At 31.6% G+C, this 23,462-nt stretch carries 25 protein-coding genes; 17 read left to right on the plus strand and 8 right to left on the minus strand.

The genetic code is table 11. From position 1 onward, the window contains the following. Position 1: 1 nt before the first annotated feature. Genes OJ995_RS11245 through OJ995_RS11255 form a run of 3 tightly spaced genes read left to right on the plus strand, consistent with a single transcriptional unit; the run spans position 2 to position 1,127 of the window. The gene (locus tag OJ995_RS11245) at positions 2-184 is read left to right on the plus strand and encodes a GldL-related protein (RefSeq protein WP_264369505.1); all 183 of its coding nucleotides are present in this window, start codon (positions 2-4) and stop codon (positions 182-184) included. Beyond that, positions 181-762 (plus strand): TMEM175 family protein, encoded by a 582-nt coding sequence (locus tag OJ995_RS11250; RefSeq protein WP_264369506.1) that lies wholly within the window; start codon positions 181-183, stop codon positions 760-762. The genes OJ995_RS11245 and OJ995_RS11250 overlap by 4 nt, the downstream gene beginning before the upstream one ends. Before the next feature lie 2 nt (positions 763-764). Beyond that, positions 765-1,127, plus strand: coding sequence for a DUF1304 domain-containing protein (locus OJ995_RS11255; RefSeq protein WP_264369507.1), 363 nt, complete (start codon positions 765-767; stop codon positions 1,125-1,127). A 48-nt stretch (positions 1,128-1,175) separates the two neighbouring features. Here OJ995_RS11255 and hutH read toward each other — a convergent pair whose 3' ends face one another. Further along, positions 1,176-2,678 (minus strand): histidine ammonia-lyase, encoded by a 1,503-nt coding sequence (gene hutH / locus OJ995_RS11260; protein WP_264369508.1) that lies wholly within the window; start codon positions 2,676-2,678, stop codon positions 1,176-1,178. A 165-nt stretch (positions 2,679-2,843) separates the two neighbouring features. Here hutH and gcvT point away from each other — a divergent pair, with 165 nt between their 5' ends. The 7 genes from gcvT to OJ995_RS11295 all read left to right on the plus strand — a co-directional run bounded on the left by gcvT (position 2,844) and on the right by OJ995_RS11295 (position 7,409). Continuing rightward, positions 2,844-3,926: a glycine cleavage system aminomethyltransferase GcvT gene (gene gcvT, locus OJ995_RS11265; RefSeq protein WP_264369509.1), complete on the plus strand. Its 1,083-nt coding sequence runs from the start codon at positions 2,844-2,846 to the stop codon at positions 3,924-3,926. A gap of 132 nt (positions 3,927-4,058) precedes the next feature. Beyond that, on the plus strand, positions 4,059-4,778 hold the full coding sequence (locus OJ995_RS11270; RefSeq protein WP_262318547.1) for a YebC/PmpR family DNA-binding transcriptional regulator: 720 nt from the start codon (positions 4,059-4,061) through the stop codon (positions 4,776-4,778). A 131-nt stretch (positions 4,779-4,909) separates the two neighbouring features. Then, entirely contained in the window at positions 4,910-5,434 is a 525-nt protein-coding gene (locus tag OJ995_RS11275) for a hypothetical protein (RefSeq protein ID WP_264369510.1), read from the plus strand. 63 nt (positions 5,435-5,497) lie between these two features. Then, positions 5,498-5,911 carry a hypothetical protein gene (locus tag OJ995_RS11280; protein ID WP_264369511.1) on the plus strand — a complete coding sequence of 138 codons (414 nt, stop codon included), beginning with the start codon at positions 5,498-5,500 and terminating at the stop codon, positions 5,909-5,911. A gap of 90 nt (positions 5,912-6,001) precedes the next feature. After that, the gene (locus OJ995_RS11285; RefSeq protein ID WP_264369512.1) at positions 6,002-6,379 is read left to right on the plus strand and encodes a 2-dehydro-3-deoxyphosphooctonate aldolase; all 378 of its coding nucleotides are present in this window, start codon (positions 6,002-6,004) and stop codon (positions 6,377-6,379) included. A gap of 44 nt (positions 6,380-6,423) precedes the next feature. Next, on the plus strand, positions 6,424-6,897 hold the full coding sequence (locus OJ995_RS11290; RefSeq protein WP_264369513.1) for a hypothetical protein: 474 nt from the start codon (positions 6,424-6,426) through the stop codon (positions 6,895-6,897). Positions 6,898-6,959: 62 nt separating this feature from the next. Further along, positions 6,960-7,409, plus strand: a complete 450-nt coding sequence (locus OJ995_RS11295; protein WP_264369514.1) for an SRPBCC family protein — start codon at positions 6,960-6,962, stop codon at positions 7,407-7,409. A gap of 52 nt (positions 7,410-7,461) precedes the next feature. Here the strand turns inward: OJ995_RS11295 and OJ995_RS11300 are convergent, their stop codons facing one another. The 3 genes from OJ995_RS11300 to OJ995_RS11310 form a co-directional block, all read right to left on the minus strand. Further along, complete coding sequence (locus OJ995_RS11300) at positions 7,462-8,049, minus strand: hypothetical protein (protein WP_264369515.1); 588 nt, start codon at positions 8,047-8,049, stop codon at positions 7,462-7,464. A gap of 136 nt (positions 8,050-8,185) precedes the next feature. Further along, positions 8,186-9,226 (minus strand): cysteate synthase, encoded by a 1,041-nt coding sequence (capA, locus tag OJ995_RS11305; protein WP_133606644.1) that lies wholly within the window; start codon positions 9,224-9,226, stop codon positions 8,186-8,188. Between the two features lie 137 nt (positions 9,227-9,363). Beyond that, a complete protein-coding gene (locus OJ995_RS11310) occupies positions 9,364-11,499 on the minus strand; it encodes a S9 family peptidase (protein WP_432419331.1) in 2,136 nt (711 codons plus the stop codon). A gap of 64 nt (positions 11,500-11,563) precedes the next feature. On the opposite strand from OJ995_RS11310, the gene OJ995_RS11315 reads away from it, so the two are divergent. Beyond that, positions 11,564-11,887, plus strand: a complete 324-nt coding sequence (locus OJ995_RS11315; protein ID WP_264369516.1) for a YbaB/EbfC family nucleoid-associated protein — start codon at positions 11,564-11,566, stop codon at positions 11,885-11,887. Here the strand turns inward: OJ995_RS11315 and OJ995_RS11320 are convergent. Further along, positions 11,880-12,653 (minus strand): sulfite exporter TauE/SafE family protein, encoded by a 774-nt coding sequence (locus tag OJ995_RS11320; protein WP_264369517.1) that lies wholly within the window; start codon positions 12,651-12,653, stop codon positions 11,880-11,882. The genes OJ995_RS11315 and OJ995_RS11320 overlap by 8 nt on opposite strands. A gap of 2 nt (positions 12,654-12,655) precedes the next feature. After that, complete coding sequence (locus OJ995_RS11325; protein WP_264369518.1) at positions 12,656-13,681, minus strand: threonine aldolase family protein; 1,026 nt, start codon at positions 13,679-13,681, stop codon at positions 12,656-12,658. A gap of 47 nt (positions 13,682-13,728) precedes the next feature. Here OJ995_RS11325 and prfB point away from each other — a divergent pair. From prfB to OJ995_RS11355, 6 genes are all read left to right on the plus strand, one after another. Next, positions 13,729-14,824, plus strand: a protein-coding gene (gene prfB, locus OJ995_RS11330; protein ID WP_264369519.1) for a peptide chain release factor 2 whose coding sequence is annotated in 2 segments (ribosomal slippage) — positions 13,729-13,791 and positions 13,793-14,824 — 1,095 coding nt in all. Because the reading frame shifts where the segments join, the coding sequence is not laid out codon by codon here. A gap of 36 nt (positions 14,825-14,860) precedes the next feature. Continuing rightward, positions 14,861-16,129 carry a hypothetical protein gene (locus OJ995_RS11335; protein ID WP_264369520.1) on the plus strand — a complete coding sequence of 423 codons (1,269 nt, stop codon included), beginning with the start codon at positions 14,861-14,863 and terminating at the stop codon, positions 16,127-16,129. Positions 16,130-16,231: 102 nt separating this feature from the next. Then, positions 16,232-17,230 (plus strand): UDP-3-O-(3-hydroxymyristoyl)glucosamine N-acyltransferase, encoded by a 999-nt coding sequence (lpxD, locus tag OJ995_RS11340; RefSeq protein WP_264369521.1) that lies wholly within the window; start codon positions 16,232-16,234, stop codon positions 17,228-17,230. A gap of 93 nt (positions 17,231-17,323) precedes the next feature. After that, on the plus strand, positions 17,324-18,952 hold the full coding sequence (locus tag OJ995_RS11345) for an acyl-CoA carboxylase subunit beta (RefSeq protein WP_264369522.1): 1,629 nt from the start codon (positions 17,324-17,326) through the stop codon (positions 18,950-18,952). Positions 18,953-18,966: 14 nt separating this feature from the next. Further along, positions 18,967-19,443, plus strand: a complete 477-nt coding sequence (locus OJ995_RS11350; RefSeq protein ID WP_264369523.1) for a hypothetical protein — start codon at positions 18,967-18,969, stop codon at positions 19,441-19,443. Between the two features lie 278 nt (positions 19,444-19,721). Next, positions 19,722-21,401, plus strand: coding sequence for an RluA family pseudouridine synthase (locus tag OJ995_RS11355; RefSeq protein WP_264369524.1), 1,680 nt, complete (start codon positions 19,722-19,724; stop codon positions 21,399-21,401). A 106-nt stretch (positions 21,402-21,507) separates the two neighbouring features. Here OJ995_RS11355 and OJ995_RS11360 read toward each other — a convergent pair whose 3' ends face one another. After that, a complete protein-coding gene (locus tag OJ995_RS11360) occupies positions 21,508-22,917 on the minus strand; it encodes a phage tail-like protein (protein ID WP_264369525.1) in 1,410 nt (469 codons plus the stop codon). A 16-nt stretch (positions 22,918-22,933) separates the two neighbouring features. Beyond that, positions 22,934-23,437, minus strand: coding sequence for a phage tail-like protein (locus OJ995_RS11365; RefSeq protein WP_264369526.1), 504 nt, complete (start codon positions 23,435-23,437; stop codon positions 22,934-22,936). Positions 23,438-23,462: the final 25 nt, after the last annotated feature.

A 23,462-nucleotide genomic window follows, 5' to 3' on the forward strand; every position in this document is an offset into this window, starting at 1 on the left:
TATGAAAAAGCAATATACAGTTCCGATGGTTTTGTTCCTTTTAGGGATGGCGATTACAATAATTGGTTCTTTATTTAAAATTATGCATTGGCCTGGAGCTGGAATTATGCTAACTGTTGGTATGCTTACCGAAGCAATTGCTATCATAACTCTAATTGTAGTTTTACTTAAAAATACGAAATGAACAAAAACCGATTAGAAGCTTTTAGCGATGGTGTTTTAGCTATTATAATCACCATTATGGTTTTGGAGTTTAAAGTTCCAGAAGACACTACTTTTGAAGCTGTTATTAAATTATCGCATAAGTTTTTAAGTTATATTTTAAGCTTTATTTATGTTGGCATTTATTGGAACAACCACCATCACATGATGCATACCGTAAAACGAGTGAATGGAAAAATTCTTTGGGCTAATTTGCACTTATTATTTTGGTTGTCTTTAATTCCTTTTACAACAGCTTGGATTGGTGAACACCATTTTAATTCATTTCCAATGATGTTATATGGTTTAGTTCTGTTAATGAATGCCATAGCTTATTTTATTTTGCAAAAAGTCATTTTAATTGACCATGGAAAAGATTCAGTTTTAGCTAAAGCAATTGGAAAAGATTACAAAGGAAAATTATCATTAGTTTTATATCTAATCGCTGTTATTGTAACCAAATATTCTGTTGAAATTTCAGGTGCCATTTATATTTTGGTGGCTTTAATTTGGTTAATTCCAGACAAGAGAATTGAACGGGCTTTTAACGAAAAAGAATAATTATGCATTTCATTAGTAAAATATTCATCGTAATTATAGCCTTATTTCACTTGTATTTTCTATGGCTAGAAATGTTTGCATGGACAACTGCAGCTAAAAAAGTATTCCGAACTATTCCCGAAGATTTGTTCGAAAAAACAAAAGTTTTAGCAGCTAATCAAGGTTTGTATAACGGATTTTTATCTGCAGGATTACTTTGGTGTTTGGCTATTTCCGATGAAATTTGGAGTAGAAATATAGCTATCTTCTTTCTTTGTTCTGTTACTGTTGCTGGAATTTTCGGAGCTTATTCAGCATCAAAAAAAATATTTTATGTGCAAGCACTTCCTGCAATTATAACTATTATTTCTATTCTATTTTTATAAAAAAAGCTCAAGATTTTCTTGAGCTTTTTACTTTTATAATATTTTGAATTAATCTTCCATTTCAATTTGAAAACTATTCAAAAACGAAACAGATTTTTCTATATCGTAATGTAAAATTCTATCTTCTGATACAAACGGAACTTCTTCTCTATATGATTTCACAAAACTTTCAATGAATTCACTTGATTGTAATGGTCTTCTGAATTCTAAAGCTTGCGAACCATTTAATAATTCAATTCCTAAAATTCGTTCTACGTTTTCAACAATACGTAACGTTTTAGTCGCAGCGTTTGCTCCCATACTCACGTGATCTTCTTGTCCGTTTGACGAAACAATACTATCAATGCTTGCTGGTGTTGCTAATTGTTTGTTCTGACTAGCAATACTTGCCGCTGTATATTGTGGAATCATGAAACCTGAATTCAACCCTGGATCGTTTACTAAAAACGCTGGTAAACCTCTTAATCCAGAAATCAATTGATAAGTTCTTCTTTCTGAAATACTTCCTAATTCTGATAACGCTATTCCTAAGAAATCTAATGCTAATGCTAAAGGTTGTCCGTGGAAATTTCCTCCAGAAATAATCAAATCTTCTCCTACGAAAATATTTGGGTTATCAGTAACTGAGTTGATTTCTGTACGAAACACTTTCTTCACATAATCAATCGTATCTTTCGAAGCACCATGTACTTGCGGAATACATCTAAAAGAATAAGGGTCTTGCACATGCACTTTTGGTTGTGCAATAATTTCGCTATCTTCTAACAAATCACGCATTCTTTCCGCCGTTTGCACCTGACCTTTGTGCGGACGAACTAAATGAATTAAATCTGTAAAAGGTTCGATTCTTCCATCAAAACCTTCTAAAGAAACTGCTCCAATAACATCAGCTAAATACGAAATTTTATCTGCTTTTATTAAGCAATATACTCCGTAAGCGCTCATGAATTGTGTTCCGTTTAATAATGCCAAACCTTCTTTCGATTGTAAAACGATTGGTTCCCAACCAAATTTGGCTAATACTTTTGATGAAGGCTGTCTGAAACCATCTAAATATACTTCACCTTCACCTAATAACGGCAACGATAAATGCGCTAACGGAGCTAAATCACCCGAAGCACCTAACGAACCTTGTGTATAAATTACTGGAAAAATATCATTATTGTAAAAATCAATCAAACGTTGCACGGTTACTAACTGAACACCTGAATGTCCGTAGCTTAACGATTGGATTTTCAATAACAACATGATTTTTACAATTTCATGAGGTACTTCCTCCCCTGTTCCGCAAGCGTGAGATTTCACCAAATTCTCTTGAAGTTTTGATAAATTTTCATTCGAAATTTTCACATTACACAACGAACCAAAACCGGTGTTAATTCCGTAAATTGGATCTGAGTTTGATTTCATTTTATCGTCTAAGTATTTTCTACATTTCTCAATGTTTACGATAGCTTCCTCTGATAATGCCAACTGTTTTCCTTGAAAAACAATCTCGTTAATCATGTCGATAGACAATAAATCTGAACTTATATAATGTGTAGTTTCCATTTGGTTAATTTTAAAAGTCCAAAATTCCGCAAACAATTGTTAAAATGCAAGATTTATCAGCATTATTAATAAAAAATAAATATCGCTCAAATTTTAAGGGAATTCTGGGTGCATTTTTAAGAATTTTCAATAAATTAGCGCTCTCAAATAATACAACATCAAATCATGAAAAATACAGCGTTAACGCACATTCACGAAAGTTTAGGAGCTAAAATGGTTCCGTTTGCAGGATACAACATGCCTGTGCAATACGAAGGAGTAAATGCAGAACACGAAATCGTTAGAAATGGCGTTGGTGTTTTTGACGTTTCTCACATGGGAGAATTTTTCTTAAAAGGAGAAAATGCGTTGGCTTTAATTCAGAAAGTAACTTCAAATGACGCTTCTAAATTAGTTGATGGAAAAGCACAATATTCTTGTTTACCAAATAACGAAGGTGGAATTGTTGACGATTTAATCGTTTATAAAATTGCAGACAATCATTACATGTTGGTTGTGAATGCTTCAAATATTGAAAAAGATTGGAATTGGATTTCTTTACATAATGATTTAGGTGTGGATATGCAAAACCTTTCAGATGACTATTCATTATTAGCTATTCAAGGACCAAAAGCTGCAGAAGCTATGCAATCATTAACTTCTATTGATTTAACGAATATGGGGTATTACACTTTCCAAATTGGTGAATTTGCTGGAAAAAGCGATGTAATTGTTTCAGCTACAGGTTATACAGGTTCGGGAGGATTTGAAATTTACTTTAAAAACGAAGATGCAGAATACATTTGGAACAAAGTTTTTGAAGCTGGAGCAGCTTTCGGAATCAAACCAATTGGATTAGCAGCGCGTGATACGTTACGTTTAGAAATGGGATTCTGTTTATACGGAAACGATATCAACGATACAACTTCTCCATTAGAAGCTGGTTTAGGATGGATTACCAAATTTGACAAAGAATTCACGAATTCAGAAAACTTGAAAAAACAAAAAGAAGCGGGTGTTTCTCGTAAATTAGTTGGTTTCGAAATGGTAGAAAGAGGAATTCCTCGTCACGATTACGAAATTGCTGATGCTAACGGAAATGTTGTAGGAATTGTAACTTCTGGAACGCAATCACCTTCTATGGGAATTGCTATCGGAATGGGTTATGTTCCAACGGCTTTAGCTACACCAGATTCTGAAATTTATATTAGAATTAGAAATAAAGATATTAAGGCTAAAGTGGTTAAAATGCCGTTTTACAAGAAATAGTCAAGGGCAAGAACAATGACAAGATCAATTACAAATTTGAAAATTGAACTTGAACTTGAATTTGAACTTGAAATTATTATTTTTGCATCGAAATTTTGAACAACGAATAAAGAATATTGAAATTACATAGAAATGGGAAGAGCATTTGAATTTAGAAAAGCCCGTAAAATGAAGCGTTGGTCAGCAATGGCTAAAACGTTTACACGTATAGGAAAAGATATTGTAATGGCCGTTAAAGAAGGCGGACCAAATCCTGAAACCAACTCACGTTTAAGAGCGGTTATTCAAAATGCGAAGGCTGCGAATATGCCTAAAGATAACGTAGAACGCGCTATTAAAAAAGCATCAGATAAAGACACAGCTAACTTTAAAGAAGTGTTGTTTGAAGGGTATGCACCTCACGGAATTGCGATTTTAATTGAAACGGCTACGGATAACAACAACAGAACAGTTGCTAACATTAGAAGTTACTTCAACAAATGCAACGGAACGTTTGGAACACAAGGTTCGGTTGAATTTATGTTTGATCATACCTGTAATTTTAGAATTCCGGCAGAAGGACAAGATGTGGAAGAATTAGAATTAGAAATGATTGATTTTGGTGTAGAGGAAATCTTTGCTGACGAAGACGGAATTTTAATGTACGCTCCTTTTGAAAGCTTTGGAACTATCCAAAAAGAATTGGAATCTCGTGGTTTAGAAATCTTATCTTCTGGATTTGAAAGAATACCACAAATAACAAAAGAATTAACACCAGACCAAGTAGCTGATGTTGAAAAACTATTAGAAAAAATTGAAGAAGACGATGACGTAATGAACGTTTATCATACGATGCAAGAAAGCGCTGAGTAATTCTTTTTCTAACTTATATACTAAATCCTCGCAAGAAATTGTGAGGATTTTTTTATATATTAGCGAATATTATACTTTAGATACATATTCTGAATGATAGAAAATGAATTAATCTTGTAAATATTTTGCAAATGAAAAACTTATTTAATTATTTAAACAAACATGGCGTTTTTGTAATTCTACCTTTTTTCACATATTTGGTTTTCATCATATTCCAAAAAGAATCTAATGAATTTGAAAGATGTTTTTTTGGCTTTTTCTTTTTTTTCACACTTTTATTAAGCAACTTTTATTTTATTACTTTTCATACCGAAAAAATACATCAGCATTCAGAAAATAGTCAAGGAAGATTTAAATTCTTAGCTCATACTTTAGGAATTGTTTTCTTTTTATCTCTTACTTTTGCATCATATTATTGGTGTTTATATGATTACAATAATGAAAACTTTATAAATGTTAAAAATACAAATAGCTTCTTAGAGTTTTTATATTATAGTTTTGGCATTTTTATTATGAATAATTCAAGTGAGATACAAGCAAATAGCCTATATGCCAAACTATTCGTAGGAACAGAAATGCTAACTGCATTTATTACTTTAATTTTAATTTTAGCAAATTTTAAAGATTTGAAAACTAAAAAAAGAAATATTAATTAATAAATTGTTTTATAAAATCCAATAGAGAGGAATTGCATTCCGTGCCTACAAAACATTAATATCATGAAAAATACATTTTTTATAATAATTAATTGCCTTCTGGCCTCCTTTTTGTTTTGTCAAGAGGTTGAATCGGTGTATAAATTCAAGAAAGTAAAAAAACAAACTTATAAAAATTCAAAAACATCCTATTTTGAAAAGGAATTAGATAGTTTGGTACTTTATAAAAATGGTGGATTTTACAGACAAATTAGTTATGCACAATTTGATAATTTTGGATTTGAAGAGCAAAAAGGACAATGGAGAATTGAAAATGGTATTTTATATTTGAATATTATCTCAAAAAAAGAAGATTTTGAAAAAGAAAACTGGATTAAATATACTGGTGAAATTAAATATTTAATGAAACGAAAAAAAGTAATTCCAATAGAAAGCTTTAATACATATGCAAAAAGAAATTTGAAGTTAGTTGAATAAAAGTATTTACTAACCTTATAGCGCATTCTATTATAAAAAACAAAAAAAATTTAAAATTGCTTTTAAATAAAAACTAAACTATTCTTTCATATGAAAAAAATCATCTTTTTCTTTACGGCTTTAGGTATTATTGCATGTTCTTCAACAAAAACAAATTCATCTGAAACAACTTCTAACACGGAGTATGGATATAACCAAAAAAATCCAATAAAAGTCGGTGGTATTTCAGATGGTCCAAGAAATGAAATAAATTATTTAAGTTCATTAAGTGGCCCCAATGGAGAACGTATATGGTTTAATAGATCGGGAAGTTGTTGTCAATTTAACACAAAAAATAGTCCGTTTGGCGCTGGAATGCTTGATAAATACAAGGTTACATACGAAGGCAAAAAAGATACTGTAACTTTATATTTGAATATGTATGACAAAGCTACTTTGAGAGCTCCTGAAGGTTTTAAATTTAAATAGTTTACACAGAAACCTTCATTTGACACAAATTAAAAAACTAACCAATGAAAACATTTAAAATCATCATCATAAGCCTTGTGATAATTTCAGTTTTTGCGTTAGCTTTTTATAAAGAAGATACCGTTAATATTGAAGGAACATGGATTCCTGAAAAAATTATTTTAAACGATGAAATACTTTTTCCAACTAAAATTGACAGTCTTTTAAGAGGTAGTACTACAAGTGATATTATTATTAGTGAATGGACCGATTCTCTTTATATTTTAAGTGGTAAAGAAAAAATAGCATCCCGTTTTAAAATTAAAAAAAATAAAAATGGCAACCATTTAATTCATCTAACTTCCAAAGAAAAAGCACTAAACGGAATTTTCAATCTCAAAGTAGACACTTTGTTTCACGATTCTGTTACTTATGAAATAAAGGTTGAGATTCAATCTAATTCTAATTTATTAAAATTCAAAAAAATCCTTCATATTAAACCTTGGAAACCAGAATATCCAAGAAAAGGAGCAGTTTAATATATCATTTCGTAGTAAATCAAAACTAAATACTTTTTTTCATAAATTAGTAATAAAAAAATATGGCAGATAATTTTGTATCGTTACATCGCGTAGTAACGGCTCCACCTGAAAAGGTGTTTCGTGCATTTACTGAAGCAAATGCAATGGCTTCGTGGATTCCACCATATGGTTTCTTGTGTGAAGTTCACAGTATGGAGGTAAAAATTGGAGGTAGTTTTAAAATGTCGTTCATCAATTTCACAACAGGTAACGGACATTCTTTTGGTGGAACTTATCTCGATGTCAAACCAAACGAATTTTTAAAATACACCGACACTTTTGATGACCCCAACTTACCAGGTGAAATGACAACTTCGGTTTGGTTAAAAGAAGTTTCGTGTGGTACAGAAATCAAAATACTGCAGGAAAACATTCCAGCAATGATTCCTACTGAGATGTGTTACTTGGGTTGGCAAGAATCGTTAGAAAAACTAAAAAGGTTAGTAGAACCTAATATTCCAGATAATTAAAAATAAAAATCCCAATCTTACAATTGGGATTTTTTTATATCTAATACAAAAATCACTGAACTGATTTCAATTCAAACCCTATTTTTAAAAGTAAAAAAGGAATAATTGAAATTACATTAGAATAATCAAGCATGAATTGGAATTTTTGAGTGGATAAAAACCAAATCAATAGCCCTAAAACTATTGAAATATGCAGGATTATGATTCCATTTGAAGCTACACTTTTTGCTAGTATTTTATCTGTTTTACTTTGATACAAATAAATTTCTCTCGCAATAATGGTTAGTAAACTAAAGTTAAAAATCTGATTTTTAAAGAGTAAAACAGAATAATTCAATCCTATCAAATCCATTTGCTTCCAATCGATTATGATACCAAATAAAACAACGATGAATATAAAATAAACACCTAACAAGAAGAATCGCTCTTTATTCTGCTGCTGAAATTGAATTGGATTTTCAATATTTTCTTTCTTAAAACGATACGCTACTCTATCAAAAATTGTTCGTACGAATTCATCAAACCAAAACAAATAGATGATATAAAAAACCGTAGTTTCTTTATTAATTATCTCAACAATTGTAAATGCGGTTATTAATGCAAGCGAAATGCACTTTACTGCTATATTGGTTAGCTTCACGTTATACTATTTTAAAATGTAACATCGATGCAATATAAAATTACAATTTATTTTTTAATTAATGTAGACTTTAAAAAGCGTGAAACAAAAAAATCCTGAGCTTTCACTCAGGATTTCTTCTATATCTAAAATCAAATTACTTGATAATTTCAATTTTTAAAGCTTCTTCTTGGTTAACCGAATCAAAGAAACCTTGTTCATTCATCCAATCATCGCTAAATACTTTACTCATGTAACGTGAACCATGATCAGGGAAAATGATAACTACTTTACTGTTTTCATCAAATTCTCCTTCTTCAGCATATTGTTTCACTGCTTGAAAAGCTGCTCCAGAAGTATATCCTACGAATAAACCTTCTTTCTTAGCTAATTCTCTTGTAGTGTGTGCACTTTCTTCATCTGAAACTTTGATAAATTTATCAATGATATCAAAATCGGTAGCTGTTGGAATTAAGTTTTTACCTAAACCTTCAATACGGTATGGATAAATTTCAGCGTTATCAAATTCTTTTGTTTCGTGGTATTTTTTCAAAACCGAACCAAAAGCATCTACTCCTAAAACTTTAATGTTTGGATTTTGCTCTTTTAAGAAACGTGCTGTTCCAGAAATAGTTCCTCCAGTTCCACTACACGCTACTAAGTGTGTAATTTGACCGCCAGTTTGTTCCCAAATTTCTGGTCCTGTAGATTTATAATGTGCATCAACATTTAACTCATTGAAATATTGGTTAATATAAACCGAACCTTTAGTTTCCTCGTGTAATCTTTTTGCAACATTGTAGTAAGAACGCTCATCATCAGCAGAAACGTGCGCAGGGCAAACGTAAACCTTTGCTCCCATCGAACGCAACATATCAATTTTATCTTTCGATGATTTTGAACTTACTGCTAAAATACAATCATATCCTTTGATGATACTTACCATTGCCAAACTAAATCCAGTGTTTCCTGATGTAGTTTCAACAATTGTATCACCTGGTTTTAGGATACCTCTTTTTTCTGCTTCTTCAATAATATATAATGCGATACGATCTTTGGTAGAATGTCCTGGATTAAAGGCTTCAACTTTTGCATAGAAATTACCCGTTAAATCAGCTGAAATTTTACTCAGTTTGATTAATGGTGTATTCCCTATTAAATCTAATACACTATTATAGGCTTTTATTTCTTCTTTCATATGAAGATACTGTTTGTTTTAATGTTTCCAAAATACTATGCATTACTAGCATTTATTGTATTTTATACTTGATTTTTTGTTTTTTAGGCGCTTTTTGACACCTCCAAAACCTTGCAAATTTAACAAAAATTTTTGAACTACTTCTTAATTTTTTCTAAATCTAATAAAAATGCAAATTCTTTAGCTAATTCTTTAAGTGCTTCAAATCGTCCTGAAGCTCCTCCATGTCCTGCATCCATGTTAGTATCTAAGAATAATTGTTTGTCATTAGTTTTCATAACACGCAATTTTGCCACCCATTTTGCAGGTTCAAAATATTGTACTTGCGAATCGTGAAGCCCTGTAGATACATACATATTCGGATAATCTTGCTTTTTAACTTGGTCATATGGTGAATACGAAAGCATGTAATCATAATATACTTTTTCATTCGGATTTCCCCATTCATCATATTCTCCAGTTGTCAACGGAATTGTATCATCTAACATAGTGGTAACCACATCTACAAAAGGAACTTGTGCAATTACTCCGTTGTATAATTCTGGTGCCATATTAACAATTGCTCCCATTAGCAAACCACCAGCCGATCCACCTTCAGCATACAAATGTGCTGCCGAAGTGTATTTTTCTGCAATCACAAATTTTGAACAGTCAATAAAATCGGTGAAAGTGTTAATTTTCTTTAAAAGTTTTCCGTTCTCATACCACTCTCTTCCTAAGTCTTCGCCTCCTCTAATATGTGCAATTGCATAGATAAATCCTCTATCCAATAAACTCAAACGAGTTGATGAAAAATACGGATCCATCGTAGCTCCATACGAACCGTAAGCATATAATAACAATGGATTTTTACCGTCTTTTTTAATCCCTTTTCTGTAAACAATTGAAATTGGCACTTTAGTTCCGTCAGTTGCTGTTGCCCAAATTCTTTCTTCGATGTAATTATTCTTATCAAATTTTCCACCCAATACTTCTTGTTCTTTCAATACTTTTTTCTCCTGCGTTCTCATGTTAAAATCAATCACAGAAGATGGTGTTGCCATTGATTGGTATCCATAACGAAGAATTTCGGTGTCAAAGTCTACATTAGTTGTAGTGTAAGCCGTATAGGTTTCAATAGCAAAAGGTAAATAATATTCTCCTTTTCCATTCCAAGGCATAATTCTAATTTTATTCAATCCATTAGAACGCTCTTCAACCACTAAATAATCTTTAAAAATTTCGATTCCTTCTAATAAAACATCTTTTCTGTGTCCAATTAAATCATTCCAATTTTCAGCCGCTGTAGCTGTTTCTGGAGTTTTCATTAATTTGAAGTTCGTTGCTTTATCTTTATTGGTTACGATGTAAAAACTATCACCATAATGCGAAATCGAATATTCTAATCCACGTGTTCTTTTTTGGAAAACTCTAAATTCTCCATTAGGATTTTTAGATTCCAAAATTTGATATTCAGAAGTCAATGTACTTGATGAACCAATCACCAAATATTTTTTAGATTTTTCTTTGTAAACAAACGTGTTGAACGTATCGTCTTTTTCGTGAAAAACCAAAATATCAGCAGAAGATTCTGTTCCTAATGAATGCTTGTAAATTTTATCGGAACGTAAAGTTTGTTGATCATTTCTTGTGTAGAATAATGTTTTATTATCGCCAGCCCAAGTAGAACCTCCCGAAGTGTTTTCTATTTTTACCGGAAGGATTTCACCTGTTTCTAAGTTTTTAATTTGAATCGTATATTGTCTTCTTGAAACTAAATCTACTCCAAACGCCACCCATTTATTATCCTCACTTACATTTAATCCAGATAAGTTGAAATAAGCGTGTCCTTTAGCCATTTCATTACAATCAAACATGATTTCTTCTTTGGCATCTAAACTTCCTTTTTTACGAGAATAAATTGGGTAATCTTTTCCTTTTTCGAAACGAGTAATATAGTAATAACCATTGTATAAATAGGGAACCGAACTATCATCTTCTTTAATTCTTCCTTTCATTTCCAAAAACAATTCGTCTTGAAATTGTTTGGTATGAGCAGTCGATTTTTGGTAATATTCGTTTTCTTTATTCAGATAATCAATAACTTCTGGGTTTTCTCTTTCGTTTAACCAATAATAGTTATCAATTCTTTTATCACCGTGCTTTTCTAATGTTTTTGGAACAATTTTAGCAACTGGCGGCTGTAATTTATCAGACATTTTTTTTGTTTTATTTTGACTGTGAACTGGAGCAAAAATAACACAACCTAAAAGGAAATACGTGATTTTTTTCATGAAGTTTTACAATAATTATTAACTGCTAATTTAGTATTTTTGTCGGAATAAAAAAATAAAAATTATGTTTGGAGATATTATGGGCATGATGGGTAAACTAAAAGAAACCCAACAAAAAGTAGAAGAAACAAAGAAGCGTTTAGACTTTGTTTTAATCGATGAAAAAAGCGCTGATGGCTTGCTTGAAGTAACGCTTACCGCTAACAGAAAAATCAAAAACATTACCGTAAGTGACGATTTACTTAGCGATAAAGAAATGTTAGAAGATTATTTAGTTAACGTTTTAAACAAAGCTATTGAAAAAGCTACAAACGTTCACGAAACAGAGTTAGCTGCTGTGGCAAAAGAAGGTATGCCAAACATTCCAGGAATGGATATGTTTAAATAATTCCCATTCCTAAAGCAATTGCTACTAAAAGCAATAAAACAGCAACAAAAACTTGGAGAAATTTTAGGGTAACTTTCTTTAAAAGTTGGTTACCCAAATACGCTCCTGTAATAGCACAAAGTGTTGCAGAAATCAACAATACTTTATTTTCATACAAAGTATAAGTGGTAATTTTAGAAGCGTAAACACTCAATCGGGTAAAATCGATAAACATTGAAACTACAATTCCTGTGGCGATAAAACTTTCTTTGGATAAACCTACTTTAATCAAAAACGCACTTCGCAAAGCACCTTGATGTCCCGAAAGTCCACCAAAAAATCCGCTTAAAATTCCACCTAAAGGCAATTTATCTTTTCCAAATTCCAATTTACTTAAAAACGGAATCAAGTCTAAAAGAGCAAAAATCACTAATAAAATCGCAATGATGAATTTCACTGGAAAAACGTCTAATTGTTTTCCAAAAAGCGAATAACTAAATAAAGGTTCTAAATCGGAAATTTGTAACAACAACCCCGAACCAACAAAAGCAGCAATAATCGCAGGAATTCCGAATTTCAATAAAACTTCTTTATTCGCATGTTTCCCAACCAAGAAAAACTTGAATAAATTATTGGCAAAATGAACCAATCCACACAATCCTATCGCAATATCAACTGGAAAGAACAACATGAAAACAGGAGTTAATAAAGTTCCCAATCCAAAACCTGAGAAAAAGGTTAGAATTGCGGTTAAAAAAGCTACGATTGAAATTATTACTATTTCCAAAATTAAAAAGTTAGTTTAGAAAAGATTTCCATTACATATTCGTGCATGACTTCTTTATAATCCAAATGTGTTACAATACGAAGTTTTCCATGTCCCATCGAACTAATAGCAATGCCTTTTTGCTTCAATTTTTCCGTAAAAAGCTTTTCATCTACAAAAGGTTGTAAGCCAAAAATCAAAATATTGGTTTCCACAGGTTCTACATTAGCAACCCAAGGCATTTTTTCTAATAAACCACCTAATTCTTTCGCTCTTCTGTGGTCAATTTCTAAACGACTGATGTTGTTTTGCAACGCAAATAATCCAGCTGCAGCCAGATAACCTGATTGTCGCATATTGCCACCAAAAATTTTTCTAATGCGCAAAGCACGATGCATATCTGCTTTACTTCCTAATAAAACCGAACCCACAGGAGCACCCAATCCTTTCGATAAACAAACCGAAATCGTATCAAACAATTCGCCAAACTGCTTTGGATGTTGTTTTTTTGCTACCAAAGCATTCCACAAACGTGCACCATCTAAATGGTATTTCAAATTATGGCCGATGCAAACTTGCTTAATTTCTTGTAAAGGTTGTAAGTCATAACAAGCTCCACCACCTTTATTAGTAGTATTTTCAATACTTACTAACGAAGTTAAAGGTGCGTGATAAAATTCTGGGTCATTAATACCGTTTTTAACCAAATCAGCTGTAATCATCCCACGATTTCCATCAACCAAACAACAAGAAACGCCACTATTAAACGAAGCTCCGCCTCCTTCGTAATGATAAATGTGTGAGTATTTATCGCAAATTACTTGTTCACCAGGCTGAGTATGCAACTTAATCGCTGTTTGATTTGCCATCGTTCCCGAAGGAAAAAACAAAGCGGCTTCCATCCCAAATAAATCAGCCAAAGTTTCCTCTAACTCATTGACTGTTGGGTCTTGTTTATATACATCATCACCTACTTTAGCATTAAACATAGCGTTTAACATCTCAACTGAAGGCTTGGTTACGGTATCACTTACTAAATTTATTTCCATAGAATAAAAAAGAATAGCTATTTTTGTTGTGTAAAACTACAATATTTATGATAAATACAGAACAAGTCAGAGATATTATTGATCGCCTTGGTGCGTTAAGGAGGTATCTTTGACATTGATGCCAAAACGATTGAAATAACTAACGAGGAAGAAAAAACCTTCGCTCCTGACTTTTGGAACAACGCCAAAGAAGCCGAAATTATTATCAGAAACCTACGTACGAAAAAAAAATGGGTTGAAGATTATAACAAAGGTATTGAACTTTCAGAAGAGCTTCAAATTATGATGGATTTCTACAAAGAAGGTGATGTATCTGAAGAAGAAGTTGAAGAGCAATATCAAAAAACCTTACAACACATTGAAGATTTAGAATTTAGAAACATGCTTTCCGATGAAGGAGACAGCATGAGTGCTGTATTGCAAATTACCGCTGGTGCTGGTGGAACCGAAAGCTGTGATTGGGCTTCCATGTTAATGCGAATGTATTTGATGTGGGGTGAAAAACAAGGCTACAAAATCAAAGAATTGAATTTTCAAGAAGGCGATGTAGCTGGAATTAAAACGGTAACGTTAGAATTTGAAGGTGATTTTGCTTTTGGTTATTTAAAAGGTGAAAATGGTGTACATAGATTAGTGCGAATTTCTCCTTTTGATAGTAATGCGAAACGCCATACCTCTTTTGCATCGGTTTATGTGTATCCTTTGGTGGATGATTCTATCGAAATTGAAATCAATCCAGCAGATATTGAAATCATTACTTCGCGTTCGAGTGGTGCTGGTGGACAAAATGTAAATAAGGTAGAAACCAAAGTACAATTATTTCACAAACCTACAGGAATTCAAATTCAGTGTTCAGAAACTCGCTCGCAACAAGACAACCGCCAACGAGCGATGCAAATGTTGAAATCGCAGTTGTACGAAATTGAGCTTAAAAAACAACAAGCACAAAGAAGCGATATCGAAGCTGGAAAAATGAAAATCGAATGGGGTTCACAAATTAGAAACTATGTGATGCATCCTTATAAATTAGTTAAAGACGTTCGTTCAGGATATGAATCCAGTGATGTGGAAGGCATTATGAATGGAGAAATCGATAATTTTTTGAAAGCCTATTTAATGATGATGGGACAAAAAGAAGAATAATAACTAAACATAAATACAAAAATCAATTAAACACTAATGAAGCATTTTTTTACACTACTTTCTTTAATTACAATTACATGTTTATCTGCACAAACTAAATTTGAAAAAGGATATTATATTAGTACTAATGGAACAAAATCTGAGGGATATATTAAAAACAGTGATTGGAAAAACACTCCTAATTTAATTGAATTTAAATCTAATTTAAATGAAAATTCAGTTGAAATAAATACATCGCTAATTAAAGAATTTGAGATCGAAAACAAGTTAAAATATAAAAGATTTAATGTGGATATTGAAAAATCATCCGTTACTTCTGGTCAATTATCAAATAATAGTAAAACACCAAATTTTAATAAAGAAAATCTTTTATTAAAAGTATTAATTGAAGGTAAGGCTTCACTTTATCAATTTAATGAAAGTGGTATTGAGAAATTCTTTTATTCAACGGATAAGAAAGATATTGAACAATTAATTTTTCTTTCATATATAGCAGATGCAGAAGATGTGAATTCTTTGAAAGTTCAAGGTATAGATTATATTATTGAAAATTCAACAATTCTATACAATAGAACGTATAGAAAACAATTAAATGAGAATGTTAATTGTGGTAATTCAAGAGATGAAATTAGCAAACTAGGGTATTCAAAAACTAATTTAGTGAATTTCTTTAAAAAATATAATGAATGTGAAAATTCAGAATTTAAAAAATTTGAAAGTGGAAATAAATCAACTTTTAGATTAAAAGCTTCTTTGATTAGTAATTTAAATTCTCTAAATCTAAAATTTAATAATAATGATTATTATGAAACAAACTTTGGCACATCTATAGATTTTGGGTTTGGATTTGAGGCAGAAATAATTTTACCATTTAATAATAATAAATGGTCAGTTATTTTAGAACCTTCTTACAATATTTATAAAAACTCAGATCATTTAACTTACACATTCTATACAACAACTTTAGAACAAGATGTTAATGTAGAATATAACTATATTCAAATACCTATTGGAATAAGACATTATTTTTATATTAACGAAAAAGCGAGTATTTTCATAAATGCTGCATATAATGCAAAATTAAGCGTTAAATCTAATGGAATTAAGTATGAAGTTGTTACCGATAATAATTTAGAAATATTCCCAAGCTTAAATAATGTTGCATTTGGCTTAGGCTTTAATTATAAAAAATATTCTATTGAAACAAGAGTATTCAGTAATACTCAAATTTTAAAAGGAAGTAGTGAAAATAAGTTTGCCGATTACAAAAATATTTCTCTAAACTTGAGATATCAATTTTTATAATTTTTTAAAAGCCGAATTTTTAAATTCGGCTTTTTTTATAATTTCTTAAAAAAACCAATTTGTTTTTATATTTTAGACAAAATTTACCAATCTATCTAAAAAATGAAACAATCTACAATCGAAGAAATCAACGAAGTACTAAAAGGAACAATCGTTGGTTCAACTTCAATAAAAATTACAGCACCCGAGCAATTAGATATAGCCAATGAAACCGAAATTTCGTTTATTGGAAACAAAAAGTATGAAAAATTTTGGGCAACTTCAAAAGCTTGTGTAGCCGTTGTAAATGAAGACATTTCAATCGAACCAGGTGAAAATAGAGCTTTTATAAAAGTAAAAAATGCTGATTTAGCCATGTCTCAGGTTTTAACTCTTTTTGCTCCTCCTCCACCCGTATTCAAAACAAATATTCATCAAACTGCTACCATTGACGAAACAGCTAAAATTGGTGATGGTGTGAAAATTGGTGCAAATTGTTACGTGGGACCAAATGTAGTAATAAGAGAAAACACCATTCTATATCCAAATGTTACTATTTTAGACGAGTCAACCATTGGCAAAAACACCACAATTTGGCCAGGTGCTGTTGTTAGAGAACGTTGCCATATCGGAAATGATTGTATCATTCATCCAAATGCAACTATCGGAGCAGACGGATTTGGTTTCCGTCCTGATCCTGAAAGAGGGTTGGTAAAAATTCCTCAAATTGGAAATGTTATCATCGGTAACAATGTTGAAATCGGTGCCAACTCATCTGTAGATAGAGGCAAATTCAGTTCAACTATTTTAGGAGATGGTTGTAAAATTGATAATTTGGTTCAAATCGGGCATAATTCTAAATTAGGAATGTTCTGTATTATGGCAGGAAACAGTGGATTAGCTGGTTCGGTAACTCTTGGAAATGGTGTAATAATAGGTGGAAGTGCTTCTATCAAAGACCATGTTACTATTGGAGATGGTGCGATGATTGGTGCTGGTTCAGGTGTTGCTGCTGATGTTGAAGCTGGCAAGACAATGTTAGGTTATCCTGCAATTGATGCAAAAGACGCTTTAAGACAATGGGCGATTTTAAAAAGAATGGTAAACGATTCCAAAAAATAAACATTCGTTAAAAATTAAGACTAAATCCATCTAAAAATTCAATTTTTCGGATGGATTTTGTATTTTAGCCAACCAATAAACAACAATACCCAAATGGACATTAATTTCAATAAAAACGAAGATCATAACAAACTTTTACTTTCCGATTTAAAAAACAGATTTGCTCAAGTTAAATTAGGTGGTGGACCAAAACGTATCGAAAAATTACATGCTGAAGGTAAAATGACAGCACGTGAACGCATCGATTATCTTTTAGATGAAAAAGCAAAAAGCATTGAAATTGGTGCTTTTGTTGGAGATGGTATGTATAAAGAACACGGCGGTTGTCCTTCTGGAGGAGTTGTTGTAAAAATCGGATTTATTTCTGGAAAGCAATGTATTGTAGTGGCAAATGATGCTACTGTGAAAGCTGGTGCTTGGTTCCCAATTACTGGAAAAAAGAACCTTCGTGCACAAGAAATTGCTATGGAGAACCGTTTACCAATTATATATTTAGTAGATTCTGCTGGTGTTTATTTACCAATGCAAGACGAAATTTTCCCAGATAAAGAACACTTCGGTCGTATTTTTAGAAACAACGCCATTATGAGCAGTATGGGAATTACCCAAATTGCCGCTGTAATGGGAAGTTGCGTGGCAGGTGGTGCTTATTTACCAATTATGAGCGATGAAGCCATGATTGTAGATAAAACCGGAAGTATTTTCTTAGCTGGTAGTTACTTAGTAAAAGCTGCTATTGGAGAAACTATTGATAATGAAACACTTGGTGGAGCAACTACGCATTGCGAAATTTCAGGTGTAACTGATTATAAAGCTAAAGATGATAAAGATGCATTAAATAGAATTAAAAGTATCGTAGGTAAAATTGGTGATTTCGATAAAGCAGGATACAATCGTGTGAAAGCAGAAAAACCAACTTTAGAACCAAAAGATATTTACGGAATTTTACCAAAATCGAGAGCTGACCAATACGATATGTATGAAATCATCAAACGTTTGGTAGACAATTCTGAATTTGACGAATATAAAGGTGATTATGGAAAAACCTTAATCACTGCTTACGCTCGCATTGATGGTTGGGCAGTTGGAATTGTAGCTAACCAACGTAAAATTGTAAAAAATGCCAAAGGCGAAATGCAGTTTGGTGGTGCAATTTATTCTGATTCTGCTGATAAAGCAACACGATTTATTGCGAATTGTAACCAGAAGAAAATTCCATTAGTTTTTGTGCAAGATGTTACCGGATTTATGGTAGGTTCAAAATCAGAACACGGAGGAATTATCAAAGATGGTGCAAAAATGGTAAATGCGATGGCGAATTCGGTAGTTCCAAAATTTACTGTAATTGTTGGAAATTCATACGGAGCAGGAAATTATGCCATGTGTGGAAAAGCTTATGATCCAAGATTAATATTCGCTTGGCCAAGTGCTGAATTAGCAGTTATGGGCGGAACACAAGCAGCAAAAGTGTTAGCACAAATTGAAGCTTCTTCTTTAAAAGCAAAAGGTGAAGTAATAGATGAAGTAAAAGAAAAAGAATTATTTGATAAAATCAAAGCACGTTACGACGAACAAGTTTCGCCTTACTACGCAGCTTCTCGCTTGTGGACTGACGCTATTATTGATCCATTGGAAACAAGAAATTGGATTTCGATGGGAATTGAAGCCGCTAACCACGCTCCTATTGAAAAACAGTTTAATTTAGGTGTGATTCAGGTTTAGCTAATTATTCAAATATGGAAATCAAAGAAGATTATTTCAGAATTCATAAAAAGGGAAATATTTATATTCTAAGCGATAGAATTCCTTTCATATGGAAAGAAATGTTAATATGGAATTTGCCTACTTTTTTGGGCTTATTATATGTATTTGGTCCAGTTGTAGGTGTTTATATTTTCATATTAACTCTGTTTTTTTATGTCTTATTTCGTTTTGCTTCTTGGATATTTTATACTGAAATTCAGATTAATATAGAAAGTGGTGAAATGATTAAAGTAAAAAAAATAATTAACAAGACTCAAAATATTAATTTAATCACCAATAAGTTTGATTCAAGTAAATTTGAATACACAGAATTAAATAGAAGTGGAAATACTAAATTTTTAATGAATTACAAAACTCATAAAAATAATGAACTTTTAATTTTAAGGAATAAAAAAGACAAAGAGTTTATTGAAAAATATATAGTTGAAAAAATAATTCTTACAAATTAAAATATATGTTACTTTTTAATACCATTCTGTTTTTATCTCATATATAAGATAAAATGCGTTGTTTTTATCTCACACATAAGATAAAATTCATTATTTTTATCTCTCAAAAGAGACAAAATATTTTTTTTTATAAAATATTTGATCTATAAAATAATTTAAAAGAGATGTCTATCATAATAATTTGTTCCTAATTTATGCGCTTTTATGAAATTCAATAATCCTAATTAAACTAGTTTTAACAAAGATAAATATCGTCTCAATTACTTTATCTTTGCATCATGTCAAAATCATTATTCCAACCCTTCGAAACAAATATTTCAGGTATTTCCTTACCCGAAAAATTCACGTTTCCTTTTTATTACGAACCGCATGAATTAAGCATTATTGCTGCAACTGAATTGCAATCGTATTTAGAAACGCAAACCGATTTTGAACATAATTTCGGATTGAAAGAAAATCAAGAAGGATTAGTAATTGGAAAAATGTTTGGGGTTTTGGTTTGTAAAAATCAAGAAGATGAATTGGGATATTTATGGGCTTTTTCTGGAAAATTGGCTGGTGTGAATCATCATTCCTATTTTGTTCCAACGATTTTTGACATGTTGCACGAAGATGGTTTTTTTAGAAAAGAAGAAGAAGTTTTAAATGCGATCAATCGTCAAATTGAAATTTTAGAAAATTCAGACGAACTTCAAAGCAAAAAAAATCAATTAGAAACTACTAAAATTGAAGCTTTATCCGATATTCAAAATCAGAAAGATAAAATCAAAATGCTGAAGATAGAACGTGATGAAAGACGAATTTCATTTACCAATTTATCTTCCTCTGAAATTGAACAATTAGAATTGGAACTTTCGGAAGAAAGTAAAAAAGAAAGCATTTTACTAAAAAAAATGACGAAATATTGGAATTTTCAAATTGAAAATGCACAAAAAGAAGTCAATTTAATTTTAGATACAATAAATCAACTTAAAGATGAACGTCGTTTAAAATCGGGTGCTTTGCAACAAAAATTATTTGCTGAATATTCGTTTTTAAACCAATTTGGTGAACGAAAAAGTATTGGCGAAATCTTCAACAATAATCCACCTGCTGGAGCTGGAGAATGTGCTGCTCCCAAGTTATTACATTACGCTTTCGAACTTAATTTAAAACCCATTGCTATGGCTGAATTTTGGTGGGGACAATCGCCAAAATCGGAAATTAGAAAACACAAACAATTTTATCCGGCTTGTAAAAGTAAGTGTGAGCCAATTTTAATGTCTCACATGCTAAATGGTTTGGATATGGAAGCAAATCCGTTTCAGGAAAATCCAGCGGAAGGAAAAGACATAGAAATAGTTTTTGAAGATGAGGTTTTAGCTGTGATTAATAAACCTGCTGAATTTTTATCCGTTCCTGGAAAAATCATATCGGATTCTGTTTACCAAAGAGTGAAAGAATTATATCCAAATGCAACCGGACCATTAATTGTGCATCGTTTAGACATGTCAACTTCGGGTTTAATGCTGATTGCAAAAGACGAAGAAACGTATGTAAAATTGCAAAGTCAATTCATAAAACGAACTATTAAAAAACGATACGTTGCTTTATTAGATGGTGTTTTAACTGAAGAACAAGGCTTTATCGATTTACCTTTACGAGTAGATTTAGACGATAGACCAAGACAATTAGTTTGTTACGAACACGGAAAACCAGCGCAAACTAAATGGAAAAAAATTGAAGTTAGAAATAACCAAACTTTGGTTTACTTCTATCCTATCACGGGAAGAACGCATCAATTAAGAGTACATGCTTCACATGAATTAGGTTTAAAAACACCTATTGTAGGTGATGATTTATACGGAACCAAAGCCAATCGTTTGCATTTACATGCTGAAAGTTTGACTTTTGAGCATCCAGTAAGCAAAAAGCAAATTACTTTAAAAGCTGAAATACAATTTTATAAAAAAGGATAGCTAAAAGCTATCCTTTTACTAATAATTTAATCTGAAATTGAATTAAATTATTTTAGATAAAAACTAACGCTATAAACTAATTTTATCTTTTCTTTTCTAGTTCTACTTAATAACTGGAACACTCTGGTTCAATACATTTCCAAGTTGTTCCATTATGAAATTGTATACAATTCAAATCGGTATTATATATTATCATACCTGCAGCTCCAACTGGTCTCTGAGCAGTTGTCATTCTAGGTATAACTAATCCTTTGGTTTTAGTATCAAAAGCAATAAAACCAGATGGAATTGAAGTTGGGAATCCAGTGGCCATTGTAGCTTGTGTTCCAATACCAATATTAGTTTGTGTATCAGCAGGAGTTAAATTTGGAGAAAAAGGTGAACAACAATCTTCGGCAGAATTAATTTCTATATAAAAAGATGATGCAGCATTACCATTCCCATCAATATACAAATAGTAAGTATTACCTATTGTTAATCCACTTAAATTAAACTCTGCATTTGCAGTTATTCCTGCAGTATATATATTATTCCAAGCTAATGTTCCCCCACCAAGAGAAGTATGATAACTATGATTATTAACTCCTCCTCCAGCATTTTGGTCATCTGGACAACCACCAGCTACTACAGAAAAAGTACCACTACTACAGTCTGTACCAGACCTTGAGACTACAATAGGTTGCATGTCACTACTCCCAGGGGAGCTTGTATTGAGCATGCCACTAACCGTTAAATAGGCTGTTGTTGATGTCGCTTTAAATGCATACCATCCACTATTGTTATTTGCACCATTCCAAGAACAAGTACCAACTGAATCACCAGGATAATTTGGATCATTAGCTGTATATCCATTATTTGTACCACGAACTACATATTTAGCATCTAAGCATGTTCTATCTTCACAAAAATTATTTATGGAACTTCCTGTAACATCATTAACTTTAATTGGAGGTCCGAAAATTAAATCAACTCGCTCAAATGAAACTTCAGTAACAGTACCTTCTGAAATTTGAAGTGTCCAATTTCCATTTGGATTTAACCCATTAAAATTACTGAAGCTATTTGCAACATCTACTCTATAATAACCAATACTAAATGGCCAATATGCTCCTTTTACAGCTGTTGTATAATCATTAATTCTTTCTAAACTTGGATCGTCTCTAAATTTAACATTCATCCATTGTGAAGTTATTGAAGAAGTATAATATGATGGTGTGCTACTACCAAATATATCTATAAATGTTGTACCATCAGGAGCAACCAACCTTGCTCTATAAGTAGACAAGTTACCTCTACATGCAGAAGTTCCAAGCTGAATATTAATTTGTCTGAGAACAGTTCCAGTTGATGATAAAGGATTTGGCAAACCAGAAACTGCAATAGTTTTTGTAAATCCTGTATATGCACCTCCTGAACTCCAAGAATCACAAGCGCTAACAGTAGTATTTGAAAACGTTTGAGAAATGATATTACTTATTCCAAATAACAATAAAAAGAGAGAAAAATAATTTTTCATAGTTGTGATGTTTTAATTAATTCCAATAATACCAAGCAGTACCATTAAATACAGCAATAGCATTTTTTGTAGTATCATAACACATTAAGCCAGGATAAGGGCTTTTGATGTTAATATGAGGGGATACTACTTTTGGTAACATTAATGCTTTATTAGTTGATTCTAAAACTAAAACTCCAGAAGCAGATGAGGATGTAGCACCAATTATTACTCCATCAAAAGTATCTGCACTTGGATTAACAGAATAAGAAGATAAACTTGAAGTTCCTGTTAAGTTTAACCAAATCCCATTTTGTCTTACTTTTACTCTACCATCTGTTTTATCAATTAAAAAAGTACCATTTGAAGCAGCAACACCTGTAGGTAATACTTCTACCATTGGCAATACTATACCTTTATTTTGCCCGGTTGGAAAATCCAAAATAGCATCTGTATGAATTGAAGTTGTCTCTATACCCACTTGAGAATAAATGACTAAATTTGTAATTAACATTAAAACTGTAAAAATTGTTCTATTCATATCTTAAACTTTAAATTATTAACTA

Source organism: Flavobacterium lacisediminis, from assembly GCF_025909975.1.
Classification (GTDB): domain Bacteria; phylum Bacteroidota; class Bacteroidia; order Flavobacteriales; family Flavobacteriaceae; genus Flavobacterium; species Flavobacterium lacisediminis.

What these genes read in the sequence shown, in the direction of transcription:
- OJ995_RS11345 (WP_264369522.1), top strand. Translation starts at nt 17,324, where the DNA reads ATGGACATTAATTTCAATAAAAACGAAGATCATAACAAACTTTTACTT.
- OJ995_RS11295 (WP_264369514.1), top strand. Translation starts at nt 6,960, where the DNA reads ATGGCAGATAATTTTGTATCGTTACATCGCGTAGTAACGGCTCCACCT.
- OJ995_RS11255 (WP_264369507.1), top strand. Translation starts at nt 765, where the DNA reads ATGCATTTCATTAGTAAAATATTCATCGTAATTATAGCCTTATTTCAC.
- hutH (WP_264369508.1), bottom strand. Translation starts at nt 2,678, where the DNA reads ATGGAAACTACACATTATATAAGTTCAGATTTATTGTCTATCGACATG.
- OJ995_RS11245 (WP_264369505.1), top strand. Translation starts at nt 2, where the DNA reads ATGAAAAAGCAATATACAGTTCCGATGGTTTTGTTCCTTTTAGGGATG.
- OJ995_RS11275 (WP_264369510.1), top strand. Translation starts at nt 4,910, where the DNA reads ATGAAAAACTTATTTAATTATTTAAACAAACATGGCGTTTTTGTAATT.
- OJ995_RS11365 (WP_264369526.1), bottom strand. Translation starts at nt 23,437, where the DNA reads ATGAATAGAACAATTTTTACAGTTTTAATGTTAATTACAAATTTAGTC.
- gcvT (WP_264369509.1), top strand. Translation starts at nt 2,844, where the DNA reads ATGAAAAATACAGCGTTAACGCACATTCACGAAAGTTTAGGAGCTAAA.
- OJ995_RS11355 (WP_264369524.1), top strand. Translation starts at nt 19,722, where the DNA reads ATGTCAAAATCATTATTCCAACCCTTCGAAACAAATATTTCAGGTATT.
- OJ995_RS11290 (WP_264369513.1), top strand. Translation starts at nt 6,424, where the DNA reads ATGAAAACATTTAAAATCATCATCATAAGCCTTGTGATAATTTCAGTT.
- OJ995_RS11360 (WP_264369525.1), bottom strand. Translation starts at nt 22,917, where the DNA reads ATGAAAAATTATTTTTCTCTCTTTTTATTGTTATTTGGAATAAGTAAT.
- OJ995_RS11325 (WP_264369518.1), bottom strand. Translation starts at nt 13,681, where the DNA reads ATGGAAATAAATTTAGTAAGTGATACCGTAACCAAGCCTTCAGTTGAG.
- OJ995_RS11250 (WP_264369506.1), top strand. Translation starts at nt 181, where the DNA reads ATGAACAAAAACCGATTAGAAGCTTTTAGCGATGGTGTTTTAGCTATT.
- OJ995_RS11335 (WP_264369520.1), top strand. Translation starts at nt 14,861, where the DNA reads ATGAAGCATTTTTTTACACTACTTTCTTTAATTACAATTACATGTTTA.
- OJ995_RS11315 (WP_264369516.1), top strand. Translation starts at nt 11,564, where the DNA reads ATGTTTGGAGATATTATGGGCATGATGGGTAAACTAAAAGAAACCCAA.
- OJ995_RS11280 (WP_264369511.1), top strand. Translation starts at nt 5,498, where the DNA reads ATGAAAAATACATTTTTTATAATAATTAATTGCCTTCTGGCCTCCTTT.
- lpxD (WP_264369521.1), top strand. Translation starts at nt 16,232, where the DNA reads ATGAAACAATCTACAATCGAAGAAATCAACGAAGTACTAAAAGGAACA.
- OJ995_RS11310 (WP_432419331.1), bottom strand. Translation starts at nt 11,499, where the DNA reads ATGAAAAAAATCACGTATTTCCTTTTAGGTTGTGTTATTTTTGCTCCA.
- OJ995_RS11270 (WP_262318547.1), top strand. Translation starts at nt 4,059, where the DNA reads ATGGGAAGAGCATTTGAATTTAGAAAAGCCCGTAAAATGAAGCGTTGG.
- capA (WP_133606644.1), bottom strand. Translation starts at nt 9,226, where the DNA reads ATGAAAGAAGAAATAAAAGCCTATAATAGTGTATTAGATTTAATAGGG.
- OJ995_RS11285 (WP_264369512.1), top strand. Translation starts at nt 6,002, where the DNA reads ATGAAAAAAATCATCTTTTTCTTTACGGCTTTAGGTATTATTGCATGT.
- OJ995_RS11350 (WP_264369523.1), top strand. Translation starts at nt 18,967, where the DNA reads ATGGAAATCAAAGAAGATTATTTCAGAATTCATAAAAAGGGAAATATT.